This is a genomic window from Ensifer sp. GW101-20A05 (assembly GCF_059424735.1).
The window spans coordinates 124,505-135,060 of sequence record NZ_JBWKZT010000006.1 but is presented as its reverse complement, the minus strand read 5'-3'; the positions used below and the strand labels follow the sequence as shown (position 1 = coordinate 135,060).

The 10,556-nt window shown below is 62.3% G+C and carries 12 protein-coding genes; 8 read left to right on the top strand and 4 right to left on the bottom strand.

Annotated elements, in window-relative coordinates; all coding sequences use genetic code 11:
- Window positions 1-196: 196 nt before the first annotated feature.
- From AC070A_RS17140 to AC070A_RS17125, 4 genes are all read left to right on the top strand, one after another.
- Window positions 197-1,030 carry an MBL fold metallo-hydrolase gene (locus AC070A_RS17140; RefSeq protein WP_113479395.1) on the top strand — a complete coding sequence of 278 codons (834 nt, stop codon included), beginning with the start codon at window positions 197-199 and terminating at the stop codon, window positions 1,028-1,030.
- Between the two features lie 17 nt (window positions 1,031-1,047).
- On the top strand, window positions 1,048-1,530 hold the full coding sequence (locus AC070A_RS17135) for a hypothetical protein (RefSeq protein WP_255571290.1): 483 nt from the start codon (window positions 1,048-1,050) through the stop codon (window positions 1,528-1,530).
- Between the two features lie 85 nt (window positions 1,531-1,615).
- On the top strand, window positions 1,616-2,362 hold the full coding sequence (locus AC070A_RS17130; protein WP_057254682.1) for a YebC/PmpR family DNA-binding transcriptional regulator: 747 nt from the start codon (window positions 1,616-1,618) through the stop codon (window positions 2,360-2,362).
- A 71-nt stretch (window positions 2,363-2,433) separates the two neighbouring features.
- A complete protein-coding gene (locus tag AC070A_RS17125) occupies window positions 2,434-3,063 on the top strand; it encodes an HAD hydrolase-like protein (protein ID WP_057254683.1) in 630 nt (209 codons plus the stop codon).
- Between the two features lie 8 nt (window positions 3,064-3,071).
- Here the strand turns inward: AC070A_RS17125 and AC070A_RS17120 are convergent, their stop codons facing one another.
- Entirely contained in the window at window positions 3,072-4,073 is a 1,002-nt protein-coding gene (locus AC070A_RS17120; RefSeq protein ID WP_057254684.1) for an LLM class flavin-dependent oxidoreductase, read from the bottom strand.
- A 171-nt stretch (window positions 4,074-4,244) separates the two neighbouring features.
- Here AC070A_RS17120 and ruvC point away from each other — a divergent pair, with 171 nt between their 5' ends.
- The 4 genes from ruvC (at window position 4,245) to AC070A_RS17100 (ending at window position 7,533) form a co-directional block, all read left to right on the top strand.
- Window positions 4,245-4,757, top strand: coding sequence for a crossover junction endodeoxyribonuclease RuvC (ruvC, locus tag AC070A_RS17115; RefSeq protein WP_057254837.1), 513 nt, complete (start codon window positions 4,245-4,247; stop codon window positions 4,755-4,757).
- A gap of 119 nt (window positions 4,758-4,876) precedes the next feature.
- Window positions 4,877-5,494 (top strand): Holliday junction branch migration protein RuvA, encoded by a 618-nt coding sequence (gene ruvA / locus AC070A_RS17110; RefSeq protein ID WP_057254685.1) that lies wholly within the window; start codon window positions 4,877-4,879, stop codon window positions 5,492-5,494.
- Between the two features lie 95 nt (window positions 5,495-5,589).
- A complete protein-coding gene (gene ruvB / locus AC070A_RS17105) occupies window positions 5,590-6,630 on the top strand; it encodes a Holliday junction branch migration DNA helicase RuvB (RefSeq protein WP_057254686.1) in 1,041 nt (346 codons plus the stop codon).
- Complete coding sequence (locus AC070A_RS17100) at window positions 6,631-7,533, top strand: metallophosphoesterase (protein WP_057254687.1); 903 nt, start codon at window positions 6,631-6,633, stop codon at window positions 7,531-7,533.
- A 21-nt stretch (window positions 7,534-7,554) separates the two neighbouring features.
- Here the strand turns inward: AC070A_RS17100 and AC070A_RS17095 are convergent, their stop codons facing one another.
- Genes AC070A_RS17095 through AC070A_RS17085 form a run of 3 tightly spaced genes read right to left on the bottom strand, consistent with a single transcriptional unit; the run spans window position 7,555 to window position 10,531 of the window.
- Window positions 7,555-8,457 carry an NAD-dependent epimerase/dehydratase family protein gene (locus tag AC070A_RS17095; RefSeq protein ID WP_057254688.1) on the bottom strand — a complete coding sequence of 301 codons (903 nt, stop codon included), beginning with the start codon at window positions 8,455-8,457 and terminating at the stop codon, window positions 7,555-7,557.
- Window positions 8,454-9,314 carry a glycosyltransferase gene (locus AC070A_RS17090; RefSeq protein ID WP_057254689.1) on the bottom strand — a complete coding sequence of 287 codons (861 nt, stop codon included), beginning with the start codon at window positions 9,312-9,314 and terminating at the stop codon, window positions 8,454-8,456. The genes AC070A_RS17095 and AC070A_RS17090 overlap by 4 nt, the downstream gene beginning before the upstream one ends.
- On the bottom strand, window positions 9,311-10,531 hold the full coding sequence (locus tag AC070A_RS17085) for an NAD-dependent epimerase/dehydratase family protein (RefSeq protein ID WP_058321039.1): 1,221 nt from the start codon (window positions 10,529-10,531) through the stop codon (window positions 9,311-9,313). Before AC070A_RS17085 ends, AC070A_RS17090 begins: the two co-directional genes overlap by 4 nt.
- Window positions 10,532-10,556: the final 25 nt, after the last annotated feature.

Sequence of the window (10,556 nt, the reverse complement as noted above, 5' to 3'; positions counted from 1 at the left end):
CGAGGGCGGTGACGCAAATGTGAGCACGGGCAGCCGTTTGTAACTGGACGCAGACAGGCCCTTGAACAATTCTCTCCCTGCCCGTGACGCCATCATCAGGCCGAGCGAAGGCAAAGGCTTCCATTCGCTGTGCAACGGCTATCTGCCACGTGCCCTTCGGGCCCGAGGTCAGAAAAGCAAGTGAGAGAGGTGAAGGCTGATGCTCCGGTACCTTGTCTACACGTTCGCCGCCATCTGGCTCATTCACGCGTTCTGGCCGTCGGTCGCGCATGCGCAGCAACCGCCCCGCCATGTCAGTCAGTGCCAGGCGATTGCAGAGGCCATACCGCAGGCGACCTTCGCCAGCTTCACGCCCGTTGCTGCCACCAAGGGAAAGGCCGTGGTCGGTGAGGTAACGATCACCTATCTCGGCCATTCCACCTTTCGGATCGAGACGCCCGGCGGCGTTTCGATCGCGACCGATTACAATGGCTGGTTCTCGCCCTCGACCCCGCCGACGGTCGCAACGATGAACAAGGCGCATTCGAGCCACTACACGCTGGCCCCCGACCCGGCGATCAAGAATGTCCTGCATGGCTGGGGAGAGAACGGCATGCCCGCCCGGCATGACCTCGTGGTCGGAGACACCTATATCCGCAACGTCACGACGGATATCCGTGCGGGTGGCGCGATGGAGCACGACGGCAACTCGATCTTCATCTTCGAGGTAGCGGATCTTTGCATTGGTCACCTCGGCCACCTTCATCACGAACTCGACGACAGCCATTACCGCCAGATCGGCCGGCTCGATGTACTCATGGTACCCGTCGATGGTGGCCTGACCATGGGAGCGGAGAGCATGAGCCGCGTCGTCAGCCGGCTGCGCGCCTCGCTGATCCTGCCGATGCACCGCCGCGGCCCGCCGATCGACGCCTTCCTCGACATGTTCGGCGACGACTACGACAAACGCTTCGCTGACAGCGCCAGCATCAAAGTATCGTTGCGTTCCTTGCCAAGCAAACCATTGATTTATATTCTCAAGGGCGTCTGAACACTCAGGATCGCCCAATGAAGTTGCTTGTGGTCGGCGTTTCGATTTTTCTCTCCCTTTCGACCCTTGCCGCGGCGGGCGGCGCACCGCCACCGCGCATGCCCTCTCCCGAAGGACAACAGCAGCAAAGCCTACCCGAGACGGCAGCACAGCCCGTGGGCGAACAGGAGATGTTCATGATGCCGTCGGGCAATATCGGCTGTGTCTACACGCCGGCCGGCGGCACCGCGGTGTACCAGCCTCAGGACGGTGGGCCTGAGCTTGCCTGCGATATCGTCGCGCCGCGCTATGTCCGCGCCACGCTCGGCCGTGCAGGGGCCGCCACACTCAATCACGCCGTTGGCGATCCGAGCTGCTGCTCGGCAGCTCAGGTGCTCGACTATGGGCAAAGCTGGTCACGGGGGCCGTTCGCGTGTGCTTCCGAACGCACCGGCCTTTCCTGTCGCCGCGACGACGGACACAGCTTTCTGCTCAGCCGTGTGCAGGTCTCTGCCGACTGAAAAGCCGCGCCCCGGCTGGACGGAAAGCGGCAATAAAACTATAAGGCGCCCCATTCCATTCAAATTCATGCATGCAGAGGGTGCCATGGCTGGCCATTCACAGTTCAAGAACATCATGCACCGCAAGGGCCGTCAGGATGCGGTGCGCTCGAAAATGTTTTCCAAGCTCGCGCGCGAAATCACGGTTGCCGCCAAGTCCGGCATGGCCGATCCGGCCATGAACGCGCGTCTGCGTCTGGCGATCCAGAACGCCAAGGCACAGTCGATGCCGAAGGACAACATCGAACGGGCGATCAAGAAGGCCTCCGGCGGCGACGCGGAAAACTACGAAGAAGTCCGCTACGAGGGCTACGGCCCGGGCGGCGTTGCCGTTATCGTCGAGGCGCTGACCGACAACCGCAACCGTACCGCCTCCAACGTGCGCTCGACCTTCACCAAGGCCGGCGGCGCGCTTGGCGAAACCGGTTCGGTTTCGTTCTCCTTCGATCGTGTCGGCGAAATCACCTACAAGCTCTCCGCCGGTGACGCCGACAAGGTGATGGAAGCGGCGATCGAGGCCGGTGCCGACGACGTGACCACCGACGAGGACGGCCACACCATCATCTGCGGTTTCGAAGCGATCGGCGACGTTTCCAAGGCGCTCGAAGACACGCTCGGCGAAGCCGAGACTGTCAATGCGATCTGGAAGGCGCAGAACACCGTGCCGGTCGATGAAGAAAAGGCGCAGTCGCTGATGAAGCTCATCGACACGCTCGAAGACGACGACGACGTCCAGAACGTCTATTCGAACTTCGAAGTGTCGGACGAGATCCTGGCGAAGCTGTCGGCCTGATCGGACGGCCTATCGTTACCGGAATATGCACCCGTGTCCGAAAGGGCACGGGTTTTTCTTTGGATGGCCCGATGACCTATGACTTCGCGATCTTCGATTTCGATGGCACGCTTGCCGACACGGCGGCGAGCTTCATGGCCGCGTGCAACAGTGCTGCACGGCGCTACGGCTTCCGCGAGCTTTCCGTCGAGGAATTCCAGTCACTGAGGACGATGGGCAATCGCGAGATCATCGCGCATCTCGGCGTGCCAATGTGGAAGCTGCCGCAGATTGCCGGCTTCATGCGCCGGGCCATGGCGTCCGAGGCCGCGTCCGTGCGGCTGTTTCCAGGTGCGGCCGATCTGCTTTTGCGATTGAAGGCGGCAGGCATCGGCATTGCGATTGTCAGTTCGAACGCGGAGGAGGGCATTCGCGCCGCGCTCGGCGACGTGGCGGCGACCGTCGATCTCTATGAGTGTGGCGCGGCGCTTTTCGGCAAGGCGCAGCACTTCAAGCGGGCGATCCGTCACTCCGGTCTTGATCCGGCGCGCGTGCTGGCGATCGGCGACGAGGCGCGCGACATCGAGGCTGCGCGCAAGGTTGGCGTGGCGGCTGGCGCCGTTTCTTGGGGCTATGCCGATCCGAACTTTCTGCAGGGGCTCGGACCGGATCGGTTCTTTTCACGCATGGATGAAATCGCACCGGCCTTCGGAGCGATCTGATTGCGGCTTCATGCGGCCTTGACGAGTTCCTTCTGCGCGTCGGCGAAGAGGCGAAGCGAATGCAGGCGCGCCTCCATGTCGAAGATCGGCATGGAAATGATCAGTTCATCGGCCTTCGTCTGATCGAGGAAGGTTCCGATTTTCCGGCGGATCGTCTCGGGCCCGCCGACGACGGCATACATCATCGAATGGTCGACGAAGATCTTTTCGTCATAGCTCCAGAGCCCATCCATCGATTGAACCGGCGGCGGGAACTGTCCGCGCGCATTGCGCCGCAGCGCCACGAAGGATTGCTGCATCGAGGTGAAGAGATAGTTGGCCTCTTCGTCCGTATCGGCGGCGACGCCCATGACACCGACCATGACATGCGGCTTGTCGAGCGTCTCGGACGGCGTGAAGCGCTCGCGATAGATCTCCAGCGCCGAAAGCAGCATGTCTGGCGCGAAATGCGATGCGAAGGCGAAGGGAAGGCCGAGCATGCCGGCGAGGTGAGCGCTGAAATGGCTTGAGCCCAACAGCCAGATCGGCACGTTGGTATCGGCGCCCGGAACGGCGATGATCTTCTGATCCTCTGCGACAGGGCCGAGCAGGGCCTGCAGTTCCACGACGTCGTTCGGGAAGTTGTTGCCGCTTGCTTCCATGTTGCGCCGCAGCGCCTGGGCGGTGCGCATGTCGGTGCCGGGTGCGCGGCCGAGGCCGAGGTCGATGCGGCCGGGATAGAGTGCGGCCAGCGTGCCGAACTGTTCTGCGATCACCAGCGGCGAATGGTTAGGCAGCATGATGCCGCCGGAGCCGACGCGGATCGTCTTCGTGGCTGCGGCCACATGCGAGATCACCAGCGAGGTCGCCGCACTGGCAATGCCTTTCATGCCGTGATGCTCAGCGAGCCAGAAGCGCTGGTAGCCGTTTTCCTCGGCAGCCTGGGCCAGACGGCGCGAGTTTTCGAGTGATTGGGCGATGCTGCCTCCTTGCGTGATCGGGGAAAGATCGAGGACGGAGAAAGTCGCCATGGCATGGAGCCCTTTATTGAGGGAAATTGATGAAAGGCTATGTAAGCTCAATTTTCCTCAATCCAAGGGCAGTGGCGAAGAAATCCTGAAGCCCGTCTCACCTGTGCGTATGTTTTTGTTTTGTTCACTTTTTGCTGGCAGCGTCCGGGCGAGCATCATAGGGTGAATTTCATGCAGAACACGATTCGCATCATCGGCATCGATCCGGGCCTCCGCCGTACCGGCTGGGGCATCATCGAGACGCTCGGCAACTCGCTGCGCTTCGTGGCCTCCGGCACGGTGACCTCCGATGGCGAGATGGATCTCGCCTCGCGACTCTGCCAGCTGCACGACGGGCTTGCCGAGGTGGTGCACAGCTACCAGCCGCACGAGGCGGCGGTCGAACAGACCTTCGTCAACAAGGATGCAACCGCGACGCTGAAACTCGGCCAGGCGCGTGGCATTGCGATGCTTGTGCCGGCGCGCGCGGGCCTCAGGGTCGCCGAATATGCACCGAACGCGGTCAAGAAGGCTGTGATCGGCGTCGGCCACGGCGAGAAGCAGCAGATCCACATGATGATCAAGGTTCTGATGCCGAAGGTCGAATTCAAGGGCAACGATGCGGCGGACGCATTGGCCATCGCCATTTGTCATGCTCACAACCGTCAATCGGTGACAAGCCGGCTCGCCGCATTGATGGCGTAGTTGCAGCAGATCTAAAGTGTTAAAGCGACCTTAGCGAGTCTTGTAGACGCGCGGCACTGTAGACAAGAAATTTTCCGATGGTCTGAGCGACCATCCCAGCCCACCGCGAGAGACGCCTTATGATCGGCAAATTGAAGGGTACCATCGACGAGATCGGCGAGGATCATGTCGTGCTCGATGTGCATGGCGTCGGCTATGTCGCCTTTTGTTCGGCGCGCACGCTGTCCAAGCTCGGATCGGCCGGCGAGGCGGCGATGCTCTTCATCGAGACCTATGTGCGCGAGGACCAGTTGAAGCTCTTCGGCTTTCTGACTGCGCTGGAGCGGGAATGGTTCCGCCTCCTGCAAAGCGTGCAGGGCGTCGGCTCGAAAGTGGCACTCGCGGTACTTTCGACCTTGACGCCGGGCGAACTGGCAAATGCAATTGCGTTGCAGGACAAGACCTCGGTCTCGCGTGCGCCGGGCGTCGGGCCCAAGGTGGCGGTTCGTATCGTCACCGAGCTCAAGAACAAGGCACCGTCCTTTGCCGGCGAGATGTCGGGCTCGATCGGCCTCAAGCAGGAACTCGGCGAAGGGGTCGCGTCCGCGCCGGTATCGGATGCGGTTTCGGCGCTCACCAATCTCGGCTATTCACGCGACCAGGCGGCCAATGCGGTGGCCGCCGCGTTGAAGAATGGCGGTGAGGGGGGCGACAGTGCCAAGCTCATTCGCCTCGGCCTCAAGGAACTGGCGCGATGATCGCTTGCCTTGGCGGGGCGCTCAAGGCAGAACGGAAGAGGGCCGGACGCAGGTGAGTACCTGCGCCATGACGACTGACCAATTGGAACGAATGCATGACTGACGCGGCACGTCTGATAACGCCGGAAAAGCGCGGTGAAGATCTCGATGCGACCATGCGCCCGCAGTCGCTGGACGAATTCACCGGCCAGGCGGAAGCGCGCGCCAACCTGAAGATTTTCATCGAAGCGGCCAAGAACCGCGGCGAGGCGCTGGACCATGTGCTCTTCGTTGGCCCGCCCGGCCTCGGCAAGACGACGCTTGCGCAGATCATGGCCAAGGAACTCGGCGTCAACTTTCGCTCGACCTCCGGTCCGGTTATCGCCAAGGCTGGCGACCTTGCGGCTTTGCTTACCAATCTCGAAGAACGCGACGTGCTCTTCATCGACGAGATCCACCGGCTCAATCCGGCGGTCGAGGAAATTCTTTATCCTGCGATGGAAGATTTCCAGCTCGACCTGATCATCGGCGAAGGCCCGGCGGCGCGTTCGGTAAAGATCGATCTGTCGAAGTTCACGCTGGTCGCGGCGACGACCCGCCTCGGCCTCTTGACCACGCCGCTGCGTGACCGTTTCGGCATTCCCGTGCGTCTCAACTTCTACACGGTCGAGGAACTGGAATCGATCGTGCGCCGAGGTTCCCGGCTGATGGGCCTCGGCATGACAGACGATGGCGCGCGCGAGATCGCCCGCCGCGCCCGCGGTACGCCGCGTATTGCCGGCCGGCTGTTGCGGCGGGTGCGCGATTTCGCCGAAGTGGCGCGCGCCGAAGCCGTGACCAGGAAGATCGCCGACGAGGCGCTGACGCGGCTGCTGGTCGACAATATGGGGCTCGACCAGCTCGACCGCCGCTATCTCTTCATGATCGCACAGAATTTCGCCGGCGGGCCTGTCGGCATCGAAACCATCGCCGCCGGTCTCTCGGAACCGCGTGATGCGATCGAAGACATCATCGAGCCCTACCTGATCCAGCAGGGCTTCATACAGCGTACGCCGCGCGGTCGTATCTTGACCGCAAATGCCTGGAAACATATCGGCCTCAACCCGCCGAAAGAGGTCGAGGCGACGCAGTTCCGGCTGACACTCGAGGACGAATAGATGATTACCCGCCGCGGATTATTGAAAGTGATCGGCGGCGGTATCGCCAGCATGGCGGCGCTCGGCGGTTACGCCTTCGCCGTCGAGCCGTTGGCCCGGCTGAACGTGACCCGCTACACCCTGACGCCGCCCGGCTGGACGCCCGGGTTGAAGCTGCGCGTCGTCGCGCTCGCCGATATCCATGCCTGCGAGCCCTGGATGCCGGCAGGTCGCATCGCTTCGATCTGCCGTCAGGCCAACGCGCTGGGCGGCGACGTGACGGTGCTGCTCGGCGATTATGCGGCCGGCATGAACTTCGTGACCCGCTACGTGCATTCCAGCGAATGGGCGAAGGCGCTTGCGACCCTCTCGGCGCCGCTCGGCGTGCATGCCGTCATGGGCAATCACGACTGGTGGGAGGACAAGACCGCGCAGAAAAATGGCGGCGGTCCGACCTTCGGGCACAAGGCGCTGCAGGATGTCGGCATCAACGTTTACAGCAACCGGGCAATCCGGCTGGAAAAGGACGGGCAGGGCTTCTGGATCGCCGGTCTCGAAGACCAGCTTGCATTGGTGCCGGGCAAGAAGTGGCAGCGCCAGCGCATGGCGGGTCTCGACGATCTCGACGGCACGCTCGCACAGGTGAATGACGGTGATCCGGTCGTTCTGCTGGCACATGAGCCGGACATCTTCCCGAGCGTTCCCCCACGGGTCGCATTGACACTGTCGGGTCATACCCATGGCGGGCAGGTGCGGCTTCTCGGCTTCGCGCCCGTGGTGCCTTCGCGTTTCGGCGATCGCTATGCCTATGGGCACATGGTCGAGGACGACCGCAACCTGATCGTCTCCGGCGGTCTCGGCTGCTCGCTTGCACCGGTCCGTTTCGGCGTGCCGCCGGAGATCGTCGTCATCGACCTCGGTTAGCCCGGTCAGGCGTCGGGGGTTTTACGCCGACTTGCTGTCTGTGACCAACTCCCTGATCGTCGTCGCCAACAGCTCGGATCCACCGGGTTGCCAGCCAAGCCGGCGCAACTTTTCGGTCGACATGACGAGATAGCCATCCGCTGAAGCGGCCTCCGGCAATGGGTGCCGAGACCCGGTCAGCGTCTGCACCACCGACAGGATTTGCCTGACATCGAGCAGCAGGTCCGAAACGTTGAAGACCTCACCGCGCACGGTGTCGCTATCCGCTTCCAGCATGAGCCGTACTGCGGCGCCGACGTCGTCGCCGTGAACTTCGGTGCCGATCCGAGGCTGGATCGGTTTTCCATCAAGATAGTTCGCAAACAGCTCGGCCCATTTGTGCTGCCTGCCAGGAGCGGCCGCGCCGTAAACGCCGGTGACGCGCAGGCTTGCCACGCTGAAATCCTCGGTCGCAAGCAGGCGTAGGTGATCTTCCACGGCGACCTTCACCGCGCCATAGAGCGTGTCCGGATCGGGTGCGAATGTCTCGTCGATGGGGCCTGGGCGCCTGCTGCCGTAGACGGCGCGGCTCGACAGGAAGACGCAGCGTTTGACGCCGGCAGCGCGAGCGGTCTCGAACAGGCGGATCGAGCCATCGATGTTCGCACGGCGAAAGCCCTCCGGATCATCGCCTTCACCGCCGCGATATTTGCCCTCGACATGGTCGAAGGCGGCATGAACAAAGCCGTCAATGCCATCGAACGCGGCGGACTGATCGCGATCCAGATCGAGGACGAGCGGAACGAAGGGGAGGTTGCGCGAGAAAAAGCTGTTATCGGGGGGATGGCGGCCGCTAACGATCACCTCGTAGCGATGGGCGATCAAATGCTCGACGATGAAGCGGCCGACGAAGCCGGTGCCGCCGGAGACCAGCACCCTGCTCATCGGTGCGCCGGATTGGGGAGGGAGGCGATCTCCGGAATGTCGTCCCCGGTCAGGTAGGCGAACCAGAGGTCGATCAGTGGCCGCAGGGCCCCGGCACGCGGATGGTCTTTTTCCCAGGGCTTTTCATACTGGTAGTGCAGCACGCCGATCGAGCGCCAGTCCCAGAGCGCGGGCATGTTGAACCAGACATATTGCAGCATGTTCATCGTCACCGGCAGGCCGTGCCAATCCGGGAAGAAGCTTTGTAGGAAGGTCTGGTCGGTGCGTGGCCAGAAGGCATCGGGTGCGTCGAGCCGGTCGAGCATCCTGTCGAATGTCGCCAACGACGGTTCGGCGACGAAGACGCCGGAGTTCAGCCGGTGAAAGTCGGCGAGGCTTTCATAGACATTCGGGGCCGCGGAGAATTCCGGATAGGCAAACAGCCGGTCGATGTTGCGGAGCACAACCGCGTCGGCATCAATGAAGACGCAGCGGCAGTATTCGGTTAATTGCCAGAGCCTGAGCTTGCAGAAGTTGTCGAGCGGCGAGTGGAAGGCCGGTTTGCGGCCCTTGGTGAAGGGTGCCTTCTCATGCACGTTCCGGCGCTGATGACGCTCGTTGAAGGCATCGGAAAGCGGCAAGAGATCGGTCTCGATCAGGCGACAGCCGAACTCGGCCAGCGGCGCCAGTGCTTCGAGCGCTACGCCGCCCGTATGGAGCACGACGATGTCCGCCTTGGTGCTCGTGAGCCGGATGGAGCGTGCGAGCGCGCGGGCACCGAGCGCATAGTCGGCATTAGTGACGAGCGTCACGAAGGCATGATCGGCCAAGGGTGGCGAGGAGGGGCGCAGCCCCTCCGAAGGGTCGTTTGATGTCATGAAACGGATTTCAGCCGCTTGCCCTCTGGGTCGTGGTTGATCAGCGGCGCGATGTCCTTGGTCCAGGCGGAGACGGCAGGCACGCGCGTTCTATCGACACGATAGGCGAATTTCTTCGCGACATCGACGATTTCCGACAGCAGCCCGTCCTGCAGCCGCGTCGGGTTGAGGCCGAGGCCTAAGAACTTCTCATTGTGCACGACGAGTTCGTTCTCGGCCGCTTCCTTGCGCGGGTTCGGCAGCCAGGCGATTTGCGATCCTGAAATCGCTGCGATCATCTCGGCGAGGTCGCGCACCCGGTGGGTCTCGGTCATCTGGTTGAATATCTCGACGCGGCTGCCGCGGGCGGGCGGGTTCTTCAGCGCCAGCTCGATGCAGCGGACAGAATCCTGGATGTGGATGAAGGCGCGCGTCTGGCCGCCGGTGCCATGTACCGTCAGCGGATATCCGATCGCCGCCTGAATGAGGAAACGGTTCAAGACGGTGCCATAGTCGCCGTCATAGTCGAAGCGGTTGATGAGCTGGGCGTGGCGGCGCGTCTGCTCGGTATGGGTGCCCCAGACGATGCCCTGGTGCAGGTCGGTAATCCTGAGGCCGTCGTTCTTGGCGTAGAACTGGAAGAGCAACTGATCCAGGCACTTGGTCATGTGGTAGATCGAGCCGGGATTGGACGGATAGAGAATTTCCTGGCTGACGGTCTCGCCGCCCATCGTTTCGATACCGACAGGCAGATAGCCTTCGGGGATCGCAGCACCAATGGTCGAATAGCCATAGACGCCCATGGTGCCGAGATGCACGAGATGGGCGTCGAGCCCGAGTTCGACCAGCGCGTTCAGGAGATTGTGCGTGGCGTTGACGTTGTTGTTGACCGTGTAGTTCTTGTGGCGGTCGCTCTTCATCGAATAGGGCGCGGCACGCTGCTCGGCGAAATGCACGATCGCATCAGGGCGATGCTCGGCGAGCCAGTTCTTGAGGAGTTCGTAATCGCGGGCAAGATCGATGAGATTGAAATGGATGCGCCGGCCGGTTTCTGCATGCCAGATGCGGGTGCGTTCCTGGATCGAATCCATCGGCGTCAGCGATTGCACGCCGAGTTCCGTATCGATCCAGCGGCGGGAGAGATTGTCGAGGATATGGACGTCGTGGCCCGTATCGGACAGGTGAAGAGCCGTAGGCCAGCCGACGAAACCGTCGCCACCGAGAATCGCAATCTTCATGCACGTTCTCCTGATCGAGGGAAGG